Annotated in this window: 12 protein-coding genes; 6 read left to right on the top strand and 6 right to left on the bottom strand. The window is 53.5% G+C overall.

Annotated elements, in window-relative coordinates; translation table 11 throughout:
• Positions 1–1,332 carry an argininosuccinate lyase gene (gene argH, locus FOA19_RS18775; RefSeq protein WP_149092380.1) on the top strand — a complete coding sequence of 444 codons (1,332 nt, stop codon included), beginning with the start codon at positions 1–3 and terminating at the stop codon, positions 1,330–1,332.
• A gap of 294 nt (positions 1,333–1,626) precedes the next feature.
• On the opposite strand, the gene FOA19_RS18770 is transcribed toward argH, so the two are convergent.
• From FOA19_RS18770 to FOA19_RS23440, 3 genes are all read right to left on the bottom strand, one after another.
• On the bottom strand, positions 1,627–3,402 hold the full coding sequence (locus FOA19_RS18770; RefSeq protein ID WP_149092379.1) for a cellulase family glycosylhydrolase: 1,776 nt from the start codon (positions 3,400–3,402) through the stop codon (positions 1,627–1,629).
• Positions 3,403–3,540: 138 nt separating this feature from the next.
• Positions 3,541–4,938, bottom strand: a complete 1,398-nt coding sequence (locus FOA19_RS18765; protein ID WP_149092378.1) for a sodium:solute symporter family protein — start codon at positions 4,936–4,938, stop codon at positions 3,541–3,543.
• A gap of 299 nt (positions 4,939–5,237) precedes the next feature.
• The gene (locus FOA19_RS23440; RefSeq protein ID WP_190300469.1) at positions 5,238–5,435 is read right to left on the bottom strand and encodes a hypothetical protein; all 198 of its coding nucleotides are present in this window, start codon (positions 5,433–5,435) and stop codon (positions 5,238–5,240) included.
• Positions 5,436–5,489: 54 nt separating this feature from the next.
• Here FOA19_RS23440 and FOA19_RS18760 point away from each other — a divergent pair, with 54 nt between their 5' ends.
• Positions 5,490–6,311 (top strand): T9SS type A sorting domain-containing protein, encoded by an 822-nt coding sequence (locus FOA19_RS18760; protein WP_190300468.1) that lies wholly within the window; start codon positions 5,490–5,492, stop codon positions 6,309–6,311.
• A gap of 90 nt (positions 6,312–6,401) precedes the next feature.
• Here FOA19_RS18760 and FOA19_RS18755 read toward each other — a convergent pair whose 3' ends face one another.
• Together FOA19_RS18755 and FOA19_RS18750 are read right to left on the bottom strand one after the other, a co-directional pair.
• Positions 6,402–7,151 carry a LytR/AlgR family response regulator transcription factor gene (locus FOA19_RS18755; protein WP_149092376.1) on the bottom strand — a complete coding sequence of 250 codons (750 nt, stop codon included), beginning with the start codon at positions 7,149–7,151 and terminating at the stop codon, positions 6,402–6,404.
• Positions 7,152–7,345: 194 nt separating this feature from the next.
• Positions 7,346–8,365 carry a sensor histidine kinase gene (locus tag FOA19_RS18750; protein WP_149092375.1) on the bottom strand — a complete coding sequence of 340 codons (1,020 nt, stop codon included), beginning with the start codon at positions 8,363–8,365 and terminating at the stop codon, positions 7,346–7,348.
• Between the two features lie 208 nt (positions 8,366–8,573).
• Here FOA19_RS18750 and FOA19_RS18745 point away from each other — a divergent pair, with 208 nt between their 5' ends.
• From FOA19_RS18745 to FOA19_RS18730, 4 genes are all read left to right on the top strand, one after another.
• On the top strand, positions 8,574–11,003 hold the full coding sequence (locus tag FOA19_RS18745) for a TonB-dependent receptor (protein ID WP_149092374.1): 2,430 nt from the start codon (positions 8,574–8,576) through the stop codon (positions 11,001–11,003).
• Between the two features lie 661 nt (positions 11,004–11,664).
• Positions 11,665–12,069: a DUF983 domain-containing protein gene (locus tag FOA19_RS18740; RefSeq protein WP_149092373.1), complete on the top strand. Its 405-nt coding sequence runs from the start codon at positions 11,665–11,667 to the stop codon at positions 12,067–12,069.
• Positions 12,070–12,138: 69 nt separating this feature from the next.
• Complete coding sequence (locus FOA19_RS18735) at positions 12,139–13,011, top strand: helix-turn-helix domain-containing protein (RefSeq protein WP_149092372.1); 873 nt, start codon at positions 12,139–12,141, stop codon at positions 13,009–13,011.
• A 100-nt stretch (positions 13,012–13,111) separates the two neighbouring features.
• Positions 13,112–14,707, top strand: coding sequence for a PQQ-dependent sugar dehydrogenase (locus FOA19_RS18730; protein ID WP_149092371.1), 1,596 nt, complete (start codon positions 13,112–13,114; stop codon positions 14,705–14,707).
• Between the two features lie 214 nt (positions 14,708–14,921).
• Here the strand turns inward: FOA19_RS18730 and FOA19_RS18725 are convergent, their stop codons facing one another.
• A complete protein-coding gene (locus tag FOA19_RS18725; RefSeq protein WP_149092370.1) occupies positions 14,922–15,242 on the bottom strand; it encodes a DUF962 domain-containing protein in 321 nt (106 codons plus the stop codon).
• Positions 15,243–15,483 lie beyond the last annotated feature (241 nt).

Here is a 15,483-nt window from a genome sequence, read left to right as displayed (position 1 = left end):
ATGAAACTCTGGCAGAAAGAAACCTCCGTCGCGCAGAACGTTGAAAAATTCACCGTGGGCAAAGACGCCGAAATGGACTTACAATTGGCTCCTTTTGATGTCCTGGGTTCGCTGGCACACACGCGCATGCTGGAGAGCATCGGGCTGATGGAACCGGAAGACCTGGCCGCCGTGCAGCGTGAATTGAAGGAGATTTACAAAAGCATTGAACGCAGTGAATTTCATATAGAACCGGGCGTGGAAGATGTGCACTCGCAGGTTGAGCTTCTGTTAACCCGCCGTCTGGGCGAGGCGGGCAAGAAAATCCACAGCGGCCGTTCCCGCAACGACCAGGTGCTGCTGGATTTAAAATTGTTCATCCGTCATGAAATTCGGGAGACGGTGGAAGCCGTGCATACGCTGTTCAACACCTTGCAGGAACTAAGCGAAAAGAACAAAGGTATTTTGCTGCCTGGCTACACGCACTTGCAGGTGGCTATGCCGTCCTCGTTCGGGCTGTGGTTTGGCGCGTACGCCGAAAGCCTGGTAGATGACCTGCAACTGCTGCAGGCCGCCTACAAAATCAGTAATAAAAACCCACTGGGTTCGGCAGCCGGCTACGGCAGTTCCTTCCCACTTAACCGTCAAATGACAACGGATTTGCTGGGCTTCGAGGCGCTGAACTACAACGTGGTGTATGCCCAGATGGGCCGCGGCAAGACGGAACGCAGTGTGAGCATGGGTTTGGCCTCTATTGCCAGCACCCTTGGCCGCATGGCCATGGATGTGTGCCTGTACATGAGCCAGAACTTCGCCTTCGTGACGCTACCTGATGAACTGACCACTGGTTCCAGCATCATGCCGCACAAAAAAAATCCCGACGTGTTTGAGATCATGCGCGGCAAATGCAACCGCTTGCAAGCCCTACCCACTGAGATTCAGATGCTGCTGGGCAACCTGCCATCCGGTTATCACCGGGAGTTGCAGTTGCTCAAAGAAAGCTTCTTCCCGGCCTTTGGCGAGATTCGGAATTGCCTGGAGATGATGACGTTCATGCTGCCACACCTTAAGCTGAACGAGAACATCCTGAAAGATGAGAAATACCAGTACCTCTTTAGTGTGGAAGTGGTGAATAACCAGGTACTAAGCGGTGTGCCGTTCAGAGATGCGTACAAGAACGTGGGGCTAGCTATTGAGAAAGGTGAATTTATTCGGCCTGAAACGCTGAATCATACGCACGAAGGCAGTATTGGTAACCTGTGCACAGAGCAGATTGAAGGCTTGATGGAGGAGGTACTCAGCGGCTTCCAGTTTGAGAAAGTAGATAAGGCAATTGCTGAGCTGTTGGCATAATTTGTTTTCGGCACTTTTTGCTGAAAACGCAGTAGCCCTCACAGGTTTTGAAAACCTGTGAGGGCTTTTCTTTCGCCAACTGTAGCGGCGTAACACTGTTACGCCGTGGTTCTATGAAACAGAAACACCTCACACCTAGAACTCATCTGCTTCCAAAGCTGGAACATAAAGGCAAAGGCAGGTTCATCAAGACAAGTACGCTATCGCGGTGAGGAGCCACGGCGTAACAGGGTTACGCCGCTACATTTCTGTTTTGGGCCTGATTTCAAGAAAACAGGCCTAAAACAATCGGCCTTACTTCACATTGATCTCCAAAGACTGAAGCTGAAAACCGCCTTGCTCGGCTATTACTCTGAAGACGTTCTTACCGGGTTTAAGCGGGATATTTTTTAGGGTGACGGTTTTCCACTTTTTAGGACCTCCGGTGTTGGGGACGCCCATGCCGGCTTTCACCACGTCTCCGTTCACGCTGAGGGTGAGTTTACTTGTGTTGGTATCCGAAGCGACTAAGAGCTTAAGCGTGCCCGTAGTCGCTTTGTTTTCCTCGAAGGCGGTGGTGTACTGCAGCCACTCGCCGGTTTCTATGTGATTCACAAAAAACTTCTTAGAAACGCTGTCCTGGGTGATGTCGACGCCGTCGTTGCGGTAGGTGGTACCGCGGTTCCAAGGGGTGCGGGGTCCGCCGGTGGAGATGTAGTAGTTGGCGGTGTCTTTGTCCAGGTAGGCGAAACCGTTTCGGCCGAGGTCATAATTTACGGCGGGGATGGTCAGTTTCTTAACAAAACTATAGTTCCCGAACGGAATCGTTTCGGTTGATTTCACCTGGCGGAACATGGCGTCCACTACATCGGGGTGGAAGAGGTTGTTCTCTAGTTTCAGGTTCTCGGCTAGTTCCATCAAGGAGGCGTAGGCTTCGTCGGCGGATGGTTTGGGACCTTTGTTATTCCAGTAATTCAGCAGTTTCTGGTAGCCGGGCGTCATGGGCACCTCCAGCGGATTGTTGAAGCCCAATTTCTTGAGCGGCCACCAGGCCCAGCCGATGCCCTGCCCTTCCACCAGCTCAATCGCTTGCCGGAACCACACGTTGGAGTTCTCGCCGGTCTCGCCCAGCCAGATGGGCACCTTGTGCTGGTCGCGCAAGTCCAGCCATCCTTTGATGGCGCTCAGGTCGTTGTAGTTCCAGTATTTGTGAAAGCTGAGGCCCATGTTTTTGTCCCAGACCGGCAGCACGCCGTTGTAGTTATTGCCCCAGCAGTTGCCTTCAATGAAAATCAGGTGCCGTTGGTCTACCTCCCGGATGGCCTTGGTGATGTCCACCATCAGCTGGCGGAGCAGGGCGTTGTCTTTTTCGGCGCAGCCGTTCTTGTCTTCTTTGCTCTGGAAACCCCAGTTGGGCTCGTTGATGATGTCGTAGGCGCCTATCCAGGGCTCGTCTTTGTAGCGCTCGGCCAGTTTGCGCCACAGCGCGATGGTTTTCTGCTGGTTCGCCTCGCTGTCCCAAAAAGAGGGTTTGGCAGGATCGCGATCCGAGATGTTGGTATCGTTGCCTTGTCCGCCGGGGGAGGCGTGCAGGTCCAGGATGAGGTACATGCGGTTGGCTTTGCACCACTGCAGGAGGCTATCGGTCATCTGAAAACCCTTCTCCAGCCACGTGTTCTGGCCCGCTACCGGCTCCTGCTCCACGGGCAACGTGTACAGGTTATAGTGCATGGGCAGCCTCACCGAATTGAAGCCCCAGGCGGCCATGGAATCAATATCGATCTTGCGGGTGTGATTCTGCAGCCAGGCGTTGTAGAACTCCTGCGTGCGCTCCGGTCCGATCAGTTCCTCCATCTTCGCTTTGATGCGATGCTGCTGACCGGCAAACTCGGCGGTTCTGAGCATGTAGCCCTCCTGTAGCATCCAGCCGCCCAGGCCCATGCCGCGCAGGATGACTGATTGGTTCTGTCCGTTTACAATCTGTTTCCCCTCGGCCCGCAGAAAGCCTTGGGCGCGGGCTCCACCAAGGTTACAGACAAAGACAAGAATAAAAACGAAAAGCAGCTTACACAGCGAAGATTTTAGGTTCATCAAGCCGATGGTTGAAGTGGGAGAACGTGTTTTGATTCCAATATATCGATTTTCCCTCATTCTCTGGGCGGCTCAACCCCTTGTAGCGGAAGGTAGAAAATTGGGGACGTGTTTTGAGCTTCAATTTTTCAAAAAAGGTCAAAAATGCACCTCGGGCTCAGTTACCGGACCTTTGCTCAGAAGCCCTCCTAACACATAACCCGCCGTGCTGCCCAGCAAACCATACCACATAGGCTCCACCTCGGTGCCCGACAGGCGGCAGAAGAGCCACGTGCCCATGCCCAGCACCATGGAAAGGATAGCGGCCGTCGCCGAGGCTTTTTTCAAGAAAATACCCGCCACCAGCGGCACCAGCAAACTTACCAGGCTCAGGGCCGAGGACTCGCTCACCAGCTCGTGGATGTTGTTCCGGGACAAGGCAAACCCTAAGGAAATCACCGAAACGATGAGCACGCTTCCGCGGGAAAGAGCCAGCAACTTTTGATCGGTGATGTCTTTAAAGAACGGGCGCAGCAGGTTCTCGCTCAGAATGGAGGCCGGAGCCAGGATAGCGCCGCTGGCAGTACTGATGATGGCCGAGATCAAGGCCCCGAAAAACAACACCTGGATGAACATGGGACTAGAGCCCAGAATTAAATGAGGCACCAGCATCTGGGCATCGGTACCGGCTAGCTGAGGGTGCAATACTTTGGCGTACAGCGCCAGCACCAACGGCAGCAAGGCCACGGTCAGGTACAGGAACGCCGCCAGCAAGGAAGCCCAAACCGCTACCTTCTCGGACTTAGACGACATCACCCGCTGGAACACATCCTGCTGCGGAATAGAGCCCAAGCCGATGGTCATCCACAGGGCCAAGTAATTGAGCCAACCGGAAAAAGAAGTACCGGTTTTAGGCGTGATTCTGTAAAAATCGGCGGGAAGCGTGGCGGTAATCTCCGAGAAAGGCTTTTCGCGCATGACCCACCAAGTGACAATGATCAAACCCAGAATGATCATGATGGTCTGCAGGTAATCAGTGACAGATACGCTCCACATCCCCCCGAAATAGGTGTACAGCACCACCAGAAAGCTCCCGATCAAAATACCCTGTACCAGCGTGGTGCCCAGCAACAGGTTGAACGAAATGCCCAAGGCCACCATCTGCGCCGCCACCCACCCGAAGTAAGAGATCACCAGGCAGAACGAGGCGATGATCTCGGCGGAACGCCCAAACTTGACCCGGTAAAAATCTCCGAAGGTGAGCAGGTTCATGCGGTACAGCTTCCTGGCGAAGAACAGTCCCACCAGCACCAGACACAGCGCCGCGCCCAAAGGGTCTTCCACCATGCCAATCAGTCCCTCCTCCGCCACCTCGGCGGAGGCTCCCAGAATTGTCTCGGACCCGAACCAAGTGGCAAATACCACCGCCGTGGCCATGGGCAGCGGCAAAGCCCGTCCCGCCAGCATGAAGTCAGAGGTATTGTGTACCCGGCGGGCCGCCCAGAGCCCAAGCAACACATTGAGCACCAAGTACAGGAGCACGAAGAAAATTAGCATAGAAAGGCAGTTTGCTGTTTAGCGGTTGTTTTCTGGAAATTGGGCTAAAAACAGGCGGCAAGATAGCCGTTTTGCCTTATTCAACTTAAAACAAAGGAAATCCATTTCTAAGGAAAAGCGGTGCTTCAGGCTGGAATTCGGGCTTGGTTTTGACAATTACTATAATTCACCTATATTTAGTAGACCCCTGATTTACAAATATCTATCCCATATTAAATATTTTATTAACCATATACTCCCCCTAACTTATGAAAGCCTCCCTACTTATTAAAAAACAAAAAGAACTGTTTCTACTACCCCTATTTTTCCTGAGTCTCTTCTATGGGATATCTGCCCAAGCTTCCCACATAAGGGCCGGAAGCATCTACTACCAAAGTGACACTACCGCGGCCCGAAATCCATTGCGGTATTTTTTTACCCTGGTCACCTACAGTGATGCCCCGCCCGCCTTTGAAGACCTGGAAGCCACGCTGCACTTTGGTGATTGCAACAGCCAAAAGGTTACAAGGACATCGAGGACTCTGGTTACCGCTAGTTCTGGTAATTATTTCATGAATGTCTATAGGTTTGAGCATACCTACACGGGACCAGGCACCTATACCGCTACTTACACCGTAGGGAGCCAGGGAGGCATTGTCAACATCGCTTCTTCCTTAAAACGAGACTTTTATCTGGAGAGCACCATCATCGTAGATCCTACACTAACGGTAAACCACTCTCCCAAATTTCAGCACCACCCTCTGGATGTTCCTGTCCGGAACCATGTTTTCGTGCATAATTCCGGCGCCATTGATGCCGAGGGAGACAGTATCTCGTTCAAGTTGGTAACGCCTAAAGCCTCAAATGGGGTAAGTGCCTGCGGAAACCCTATTGGCGTGAACACCCCGGGCTACAGTGGTCTGGAGAATTTCCTGGGAGCTCCCGTTTCTACCGCCCCTGCCGGCGTGACCCTGAACAGAAGCACTGGTTTACTGACCTGGAATACCCCCAGCATGCAGGGAACTTACAATGTTTCCATCCTGGTGGAAGAATGGCGCAACCGGCGACTCATAGGCACCATGGTACGAGACATGCTTTTCTTTGTGTTGGAAAACCCACCGGTGGTGACGGGTGTCTCTGAAGAATGGCAAACCCAGGTTTCCGCTTTCCCTAACCCTGCCTCATCCACGTTGACCATGAAAGTGCCAGCTTTTATCCAGGTGCGGGGCACCAGCCTGTACAATGCAGTGGGAACGCCTGTTACGCTTCCGGCTCCGGTAAAGACAAAAGAGGGCTGGACCTTTGATATACAGGGTATCACCGAAGGCTTTTACCTCCTTCACCTCAGAACCGCCCAAGGGACCATGGTGCAGAAGTTCATCGTGAAACGTTAGAGAAATGGCTCTGTTTAGGGGCTGATTTCTTCTATCTGGCCCTAAAACGGGTGAACAGAATTTGCTATTCCTGAAAAGGTGGGGCTTGCCTCAGCCTTGCTGGTTCTCTCTGATCAGCCGGAAGAAGCCTTCGCGGTAGGTCTCCCCTATGGGAATGGATTTGTCCTGAATGTAAAGGGTGTTGCCGTCTACCATGCCCACTTTGTCAATGGAGATGATGTAGGATTTGTGCACGCGGTAAAAAGGCGGTTGCGGCAACTGTTCCTCTAAATCACGGAGGGTCTGGTAGGTGACCACGCGCTGTTGCGGCAGGTACAGAGACACGTAGTTCTTGAGGCCTTCTATGAACAGGATATCGGCGTAATTGATGCGCAGGAACTTGTTCTTGCTCTCGCCTTTCACAAACATGTACTCCGGGTGGGTAGGCGCCGCCGGGGCGGAAGGAGGCTGAACAGGAGTTGGACTTGGCGCGGCAAGGGCTACGGGCTGCAAGAGAGCTTGCGCTTTTTGCACGGCCTTCAGGAAACGGTCAAAGGCGATGGGCTTGAGCAGGTAATCCACCACATCGTGCTCGTAGCCTTCCAAGGCGTATTCTGGGTACGCGGTGGTGAGGATAACTTTGCATTTGTTTCCGCACAGTTTCAGGAACTGCAGGCCCGTGAGTTCCGGCATCTGAATGTCCAGGAAGACCAGATCGGCGCGGCTTTCGCTTACCCACCCCAGCGCTTCAATAGGGCTGGTGGTGCTGCCCACAAACTCCAGAAACGGAATTTTCTGGATATAGGCCTTTAACAGGGCAGACGCGTACGCCTCATCATCCACACAAATACACCTGATCATTTGGAAGGGCTTTAGTTGGTTTAGGAAAGGTAAGCGATGGAACGGTAATGTGAAACAGATACCATTTCCAAGCCTAAGCCAAGTAGAAACGTTTCTTGCCTGTTTCCAGGAAAATGGCCAAAATTCGGCTGGCTAACAGGAAGGTTGCTATTCTGTTTCAGGGCTCTTTTCCTTAAAACAGCCTCAAAATAGCGTTATAGGTTTCGGAGTTCCAGCCGGGCCTCGTGGGTAGCGCCACCGTTGGAGATGGTGAGTTGGTGCTGGTTGGGGTACAGCAGTTCTAATCGCCGCTTGATGTTCACCAACCCGATGCCGGTGCTGTGGTCTTTCTCTTGCCGATTGATGCGGTTCCGGACCTCAAACCGGAGGTCTTTCCCTACCATTTGGAGGCGAATCTGCACCGGATTGGCCGGGTCATTGACCACGCCGTGCTTGAAGGCATTCTCCACGAACGGAATAAGCACCAGCGACGCCACCCGCTGCCCGTCCACATGGCCATCCACCTGAAAATCCACGAAGAAATTATCCTCGAACCGCAGCCTGAAGATGTGGATGAAACTGCGCAGGTACTCCACCTCCTTCTGTAGTTCCACCTTGCCGTCGGGGTTGTCATGGAGCATGTAGCGCATCATGTCAGAGAGTTTGAGAATGGCATCAGCCAGTTTCTCAGAGACCGGATAGGCCTGCGCGTACATGTAGTTGAGCGTGTTGTAGAGGAAATGCGGGTTCACCTGCGATTTCAGGAAAGCCAATTCGGCCTGGGTTTTCTCGGCGCGCAGGATTTTGTATTCTTTCTCCTTCCGGAAGGCATCCTGCACGTTCCAAACCACCGCGCTGATGGCCATCATGGGAAAAGCCCTGAAAAGATTATCGGTGAGATAATAGGAGAAGGTGGTATCCGCGCCATAGTTCCTGAACCCGAACAGGACCGGATACATCATCTCTTCCAGAAAATAGCGGGTGAACGCGAACAGGAATGGCGCAAAGACCAGGCAAAGCACCAACGGAATCACCTTCTCGCGCTTCAGGAACCGCGGATACACAAAGGAATAGCAGAAGTAAAAGGTAAGCGCCAGGCTGGTAAAATACGTCAGGAACAGCAAGTACATCCAGGTGAAGGGCGTGGGTTTGCTGATGTAGGCCTCCAGGTAGCTATACCCAATGTAGAGGCCCCACGCCGCCAGATGGTAAAGAAGGGTTCTGCTTTTCTTCATGCCTCAAATCTACACTTGCATCGCCTCCCTTGCTCTTTTTTTATCCCAACCGCCGGTTTCCCGATGTCAACTCCTGTTTCAAGGCTCTTTCTGCTAAAACAGGCAGAAAACCCGGTTGGGATAATTCTTAAAGGGGTTGGGATTATATTTTTTCCCGCGCAGGCAACCTCTTGCACCTTTAGGCATCTATTCACCAAAACCTTCAATTATGCAGCCTCACCGCTACTTCTCTTGCCTCTGGTTCCTCTTGTTTGCTTCCCTGCTGGCTACTTCGGCTTCGGCCCAAACAGGTGCATCGGTCAAAGGCACGGTCTTAGACGCCAAAACCCAGAAGCCGCTGGAGTTTGCCACCATCCTCTTGGTGCAGTTGCCAGACTCCTCCATTGCCCATTCGCAGACCGCCGGTGAGGCAGGCACCTATTTGTTTGAGAAAGTGGCCCCTGGCCGATACCTCATCAAAGCCACCCGCATAGATTTCAATCCCGCTCTAAGTCCCGCTTTCACGGTAGCGGGCCAACCGGTGCAGGTGCCCGTGGTGCAGGCCACCGAGAAAGCCACCGCCCTGAAAGAAGTGGTGGTGCAAGGACAACGACCATTGCTGGAGCAGCAGGCAGACAGGCTCATCCTGAACGTGGAGAAACTGAACACCGCCGGCGAGAATGCCTTGGAAGTACTTAAGAATGCGCCCGGCGTACGGCTTGACAAAGACGATAACATCCTTTTCAGGGGCAGCGGCGGCGTGAACGTGATGCTTAACGGCAAGATGACGTACATGAGCGGCGGTGAACTGAGCATGTACCTGAAATCGTTGCCGGCCTCGGCGGTGAGCAAAGTAGAGCTGATTGCCAACCCTCCCGCGTCTTATGATGCAGCAGGCACGGCGGGGATCATCAACATCGTGCTCAAACGCGAACTCACCAAGGGCATGAACGGCACCCTCACCCTGGGTACCGGGTACGGCACGTATGAAAAAGTCGGGGTAAGCACCAACCTGAACTTCAACCTGGGCAAGGTAAGCTTGTACACGCGCCTCCACACCAGCCACTCCAATTCCTACAACAAACTCACCATGGAGCGCACCATCCGTGACAGCCTGTACCGCTCCGTTAATTACTGGCACCCCATTACCAAAACCGTGAACGTAGTGGCGGGCGCCGATTATTTCATCAGTCCGCAGCACACGGTGGGCATCATGGTCAAAGGCTATACCTCGCCGCAGGATGTGCTCACCACCAGCAACTCGGTGAACTATGACGTACCGGGCTATCCCATTGGCAGCGTGCAGATGCACAACCCGCGCGATGTGGTGTCCAACAACTACAGCCTCAACCTGAACTACAAATTCGACATAGATACTACTGGCCGCTCCCTCACCTTCGATGCCGATTTCGTGCGCTACCGCAACGCCGCCGATGAAGCCTTCACAAACCAATACTTTGCGGCAGCCATCCAAAATGGCCGAGCGTTTGAGAACCTGCGTAGCTTCTCAGACGCCACCACCCAGATCTACGCCCTCAAAGCCGACTATGTGCACCCCTTACCTAATAACTGGAAAGCCGAAACCGGCTGGAAAAGCAGCTGGGTGCGCAATGACGCCGACATCAGGTTTGAAACACAGACAGAAAACACCTGGCAAACCGATGACCGCCGCACCAACCACTTCCTGTATGACGAGAACATCAATGCCGCCTACCTAAGCCTGAGCAAGAAAATAAACAAGGCCCTGAGCCTGAAAGCCGGCCTGCGGGCCGAGCAAACCATCTCCAAGGGTGATTCGCGCACGACCCAGAACGTAGTGGACCGAAACTACTGGGAGCTGTTCCCCAGTGTCTTCGCCAGTTACAACCCCAGTGACGACCACCAATTCTCCACCTCGTACAGCCGCCGCATCAGCAGACCCAATTACCGCAGCCTGAACCCGTTCACCTTCTATTCAGACCCATACACCGGCATCAGGGGGAACCCGTTTCTGCAGCCGTCTTTTTCCAACTCGCTGATGGCCAGTTACACCTACAAGAACTTTCAATTGGTAAGCCTCAGCTACCTGCAGGAGAATGACTTTGTGATGGAAGTAGTAAGCCAGAACGATGCCACCAAAGAAAGCATCAGCACGCCCCAAAATCTTAGCCGCGCCCGTATGCTGAGCATCAGCAGCGGCGGCAATTTGCCCCTGCGCAAGTGGTGGAGCGCCAACGTGCAACTGCAAGGCAACCTAAACAAAGTGAGCACCCCGGTCCAGGGCGAGCAATACAACCAGGAGCGGTTTTCCTGGGACTTCAGCACGGACAATAATTTCACCCTGCCTAAGAACTTCAGCGTGCAGTATTCGGCGTACTACAGTTCGCCCTCGGTGTCTGGCCTGTTCCGGAACAAAGCCTCCTATCTCATGAGCCTGGGCGGCAAGAAAACCTTCCTGGACGGCCGCGCCACCTTCAGCGTGAAACTGAACGACATCTTTGACACCGCCCGTTTCAGAGCCAACCTGAACTACGCAAACGTAAACATGTACTGGGAGAACGAATGGGAAAGTCGCCGCCTCAACCTCACCTTTGACTACAAATTCGGGAACAGCAAAATCAAAGCAGCCCGCAGCCGCAAAACCGGCACCTCAGACGAAGAGAACCGAGTGAGCAAGTAATTTTCCTCCAACCCCGTCCTAAGGACCAAAAATGTCTTGCAGCAGTTCCAAAGCAAAGCTGTTTCCTGCGGCGGGCCGGGGCAAAGGCCTACAGTGAGGCCGAGGACCGGCCTGCCGCAAGCAGGAACGTGTCAAGCAGTAATGGCCTGCGTCTACAATGCAACAGAGGACGCTGGCGGGGTGTCACAACAACTGAAGAAAAGACTGTCTGAGCGTCAGCGAGTTTGAGGCTTCTTGATTCTTTTGGTTACTTTTCTCATCAAGGAGAAAAGTGACAAACGCGGGCAGACCGCGACTGCAGCCAAGAAGTTAAAAGAAGAGAGTTTGCAGCAAAGACCCAAATGTAAACTTGAGGCTAACGCCTCACTGCAGTTGCAAACTGCAGACTATGGTAGGTCCAAGTTGAAAACTTGAACCAGAAGAAAAGACTTGAACCAGAGAAAGTGGAAGAATCAGCAGATTGATGAAAAACCATCATCGGCTTGCAAATCCTTTATGAACCAGAAATTGGACAAAGCGTTTCTCTCCTATTTTCTAAAAAACACCCTGAAATCACCTCTACCCCCGCCCCTCAGGTAAAAATCACCGGAACAACCGCCTTTTGTCCTATCCTTGCCATTCCAATGCACGTACCTTTGTATAGAGAAAACGATAGAAAGCTATGTTAGGAAAAGGCTCTAAACTGTACAGCATTGCCAAACTGAAGTGCCCGCGGTGCCACGAGGGCGATCTGTTTGAGAACAACAGCCTTATGGGTTACCGCAAAATGAGCAAGATGCTGGACCATTGCCCGGTGTGCAACCAGATCTATGAACCGGAGCCCGGCTATTACTATGGCGCCATGTTTGTGAGTTATGGCCTCACCGCCGGACCCACCCTGGCCATTGTGGGCCTCATGATGCTGTTCTCAGAGGAAATCACCCTCTGGATGTTCATGGGCGCGTTGCTGCTGTCGCTGCTGCTGTTCATGCCCGCGCTTTTTAAACTTTCCCGCGCCATCTGGATCAACATCTTCATCAGCTACAACCCCGAGGCCGCTGCGCACCCGTTTGCCCGAGGCCACTAGCAGGCCTTTGTTTTAGCGCTATTTTTCGGAAATTGGGCCAAAACCAGCAAGGCGCTGGTACTTTGCCCTATGCCCGAAAAGCTCCCCGTTTACCGGATCCCGGATTTTACCGCACCCAAACCCCTGAGCCGGGGCATTCACGTAGCTGATCTGCAGGCGCACCGGCAAACCCACGCCTTCGTGCAAGCCCCGCACAAGCATGACTTCTATCTGCTGCTCTGGGTGCGAAGCGGCCAAGGCACGCACACCATTGACTTCACCCATTACGCCGTTACCCCGGGCAGCGTGTTTTTCCTGACGCCCGGCCAGGTGCATGCCTGGGACCTCATCCCCGAAACCGAAGGCACCCTCCTCTTTTTCTCCCCTGAGTTTTACCGCGGCGGCCAGGAGAAAGACACCCTGCGGCAGTTCCCCTTCTTCCGGACCTGGCAACACCCGCCCGTCTTGTATGCCTCGGCCCAAGAGTTGGCTCCCGTAGAACAGTTGTTGCAGCAGATGCAGCACGAGTATGCCCAATCGGCTTCTTTCCAAACGGAAGCCCTGCGCGCGTACCTGGAACTGCTTCTAATCCAGTTGGCCCGGTTGTACCCGGCCGCCCCCGTGCAACTGGAGGAAAACAGCTGGCCTTTTCAGTTGTACCAGCTGGAGAACCTGGTAGAACAGCATTACCTGGAGCATCAGTCTGTGAAGTTTTACGCCGATGCTCTGCACCTTTCGCCCAAATACCTGAACGAGCTCTGCAAAGAGAACCTGGGCAAAACCACCACTGATCTACTCAAAGAAAGGCTCCTACTGGAGGCCAAACGGCTGCTCACCCACTCGCCGCACCTCAACATCGCGCAGGTAGCCCAGGTCCTGGGCTTTGAGGACAATTCCTATTTCAGCCGGTTTTTCAAAAAACACACGGGAAACACCCCGGAACAATTTCGGCAGAAAGGATAAATACTGAATCTGGCTCCTGGTCAGTCATTTAGAACAACCTATTACGGGCGGACCGGGTTAAAGGGGAGGAAAATCATGTGGGTCTTTCCTTTTTTAGCTTATGCCGCGTTGCCTCTTTGTTCTGTCCTTCCTTCTGCTTCTTTCCAGTCCGTTCATCTCGGCCCAGGACCTTACCGGCCCCAAAGGCGAGACCTTTACGGTGCGGGTGGTCAAAGACAAACTCAGCGATCCCTGGGAAGTCACCTACGGCCCCGATAATTACCTTTGGATCACCGAGGCCAAAGGCTACAAAGTAAGCCGACTGAACCCAACCACTGGCGCGCAGACCGTTTTGCTGGACCTTACCCCCGAACGGAAATTCCCGCGCTATGACAAGGTTTCTGACTCCATAGACGGTGGCAAACCCTGGCCCCAGGGCGGCCTGATGGGCATGGCTTTGCACCCTCAGTTGCTTTCGGGCAAAGCGTACGTGTACCTGGCCTATGCTTACCAATATGCCGGCGCCGGCAAGCAGGGCGATGGCTGTGACCCCAAGTTCGGGGGCTGCCATTACACCATGCGCTTGGTGCGGTATGACTATGACACTAAGGGACAAAAACTGAGCAACCCGCAGATCCTCTGCGATACCATCCCCGGCAGCAACGACCATAACTCGGGTAGACTGCTCATTGCGCCGGTGCAGGGCAAATACTATCTCTTCTACACCGTGGGCGATATGGGTGCCGGGCAGTTCAAGAACATCGGGCGGCCCAACCACGCGCAAGCCACGGGCAGTTACGAGGGGAAAGTCCTGCGCTTCAGCCTGGAACCCGATGCCGATAAAAACCAATATGACCGCTGGATTCCCAATGACAACCCGTTTACCAGTGCGCAAAGGCAGAACGCCGTCTGGAGCCTGGGGCACCGCAACGCGCAAGGCTTGGCGTACGCCGTGGTGAATGGCACTGGCCGTATGTACGCCAGCGAGCACGGTCCTTTCTCAGACGATGAGATCAACGTGGTGGAACGCGGCAAAAACTACGGACACCCGCTCATCATCGGGTACCAGGACAACAACTACAACGGGCTGGCCGCCGGCGTGAGCAACCATGCCGAGATTCCGGGCACCTGGCACACCACGTACCCCACCATCAAAAGCGAAAAAGAGAATGCCGCCGCCATCGGGGCCCAGACCTACCGCGATCCTATGTACAGTTTCAACCCCAACTCCAACGCGTTTCTCACCAGGATCATGACGCAGATGCGAAGCGGGGGCGAAAACGAATCGCCGGAGTGGCCTTCGGAGGCGCCCAGCAGCATTGCCGTGTACACCTCCGCGGGCATACCCGGCTGGCAGAACTCCCTGCTGGTGCCCACGCTTAAAACCGGCAAGCTGATCAGGTTATCGCTCAACGCCGCCGGCACCGGGGTCACCGGCGATACCCTCACCTACTTCCGGTCTAAAATCCGCTACCGCGATCTGGCCATCTCCCCCGACGGCAAAAAGCTGTACCTGGCCGTAGACAGTTCCTCGGTGACCTCCGGCCCCTCCGGCGAAGACCCCAAAGGCAGCCAGTACCGCGGTTCCATCCTGGAGTTTACTTACGTGAAAGGCGGCACTGCCATGAAGAGCAACTCAGGTAAGAAAACTGAGGGCAACACCAACATTGAGGCAAAAGCGGCAGCTCACGTTGGGGAGAAAAGACGGCGAGAGTAAAGAAGATACGAAGGGGTAATTCAGCCTCCGTTTGACGCTTGTTTTCTCGAAAATCAGCCTAAAACAGGTTCAATGCCCAACAGGTCTTCACAGAACAGGCCACCTCTTCTTTTGTCATTCTGAAAGGATTTTGCGGGCCAACTGCAATAGCGCTTGCGCGAAGCTCCTCTAGCTTGCTCACAGATGTTTTCAAAAGGACATTGAATAGAGGTGCTTACTTCACCTTGAATTTCTGCTTTCCGGTGAGTAATTGGAAGAACAGCACAAAGTCTGAGGCCAAACTGTAGATCGGGTATCTGAATGTGGCGGGTTTGTTTTTCTCAAAGAAGAAATGCCCCACCCACGCAAAACCGTAGCCAATCACCGGCAACCACCAAAGCCAACCGTACTGCCCCAGCAAAAACGCCACGAGCATGAGTAACAGCAGCAACCCGGTGCCTGTGAAATGCAGCACCCGGCTGGTGGTGTTCTGGTGCTCCAAGAGGTAGAACGGATAGAACTCCCTGAAGGAAGAAATGCGGGTTGGAGTTGCCATGACAAGGAAAGGTTTCTAAAAGGTTATACGAAATATCAGGATAGCAGCATGTTCCTATGGGCCTAAATAAAACAGCAAAGACAGCCCTCTACTACAAAAGCTAAATACTAACTTTAGTCATTTATCATGCTTTCACGAACAGACTAATGCAATTCCGTTTTTCCCCTGCTAGATTACTCTACACAGTTCTCTTTTTTTGCCTGCTTCAAAGCCTAGTTTTCACGGTTCAGGCACAAACTTC

The sequence above is a fragment of the Rufibacter hautae genome, from assembly GCF_008271695.1.
Lineage (GTDB): Bacteria > Bacteroidota > Bacteroidia > Cytophagales > Hymenobacteraceae > Nibribacter > Nibribacter hautae.
The sequence above is the reverse complement of the archived record's forward strand: the minus strand, read 5'-3'. Positions and strand labels throughout refer to the sequence as shown.

What these genes read in the sequence shown, in the direction of transcription:
- argH (WP_149092380.1), top strand. Translation starts at nt 1, where the DNA reads ATGAAACTCTGGCAGAAAGAAACCTCCGTCGCGCAGAACGTTGAAAAA.
- FOA19_RS18770 (WP_149092379.1), bottom strand. Translation starts at nt 3,402, where the DNA reads ATGAACCTAAAATCTTCGCTGTGTAAGCTGCTTTTCGTTTTTATTCTT.
- FOA19_RS18765 (WP_149092378.1), bottom strand. Translation starts at nt 4,938, where the DNA reads ATGCTAATTTTCTTCGTGCTCCTGTACTTGGTGCTCAATGTGTTGCTT.
- FOA19_RS18760 (WP_190300468.1), top strand. Translation starts at nt 5,490, where the DNA reads ATGAATGTCTATAGGTTTGAGCATACCTACACGGGACCAGGCACCTAT.
- FOA19_RS18755 (WP_149092376.1), bottom strand. Translation starts at nt 7,151, where the DNA reads ATGATCAGGTGTATTTGTGTGGATGATGAGGCGTACGCGTCTGCCCTG.
- FOA19_RS18750 (WP_149092375.1), bottom strand. Translation starts at nt 8,365, where the DNA reads ATGAAGAAAAGCAGAACCCTTCTTTACCATCTGGCGGCGTGGGGCCTC.
- FOA19_RS18745 (WP_149092374.1), top strand. Translation starts at nt 8,574, where the DNA reads ATGCAGCCTCACCGCTACTTCTCTTGCCTCTGGTTCCTCTTGTTTGCT.
- FOA19_RS18740 (WP_149092373.1), top strand. Translation starts at nt 11,665, where the DNA reads ATGTTAGGAAAAGGCTCTAAACTGTACAGCATTGCCAAACTGAAGTGC.
- FOA19_RS18735 (WP_149092372.1), top strand. Translation starts at nt 12,139, where the DNA reads ATGCCCGAAAAGCTCCCCGTTTACCGGATCCCGGATTTTACCGCACCC.
- FOA19_RS18730 (WP_149092371.1), top strand. Translation starts at nt 13,112, where the DNA reads ATGCCGCGTTGCCTCTTTGTTCTGTCCTTCCTTCTGCTTCTTTCCAGT.
- FOA19_RS18725 (WP_149092370.1), bottom strand. Translation starts at nt 15,242, where the DNA reads ATGGCAACTCCAACCCGCATTTCTTCCTTCAGGGAGTTCTATCCGTTC.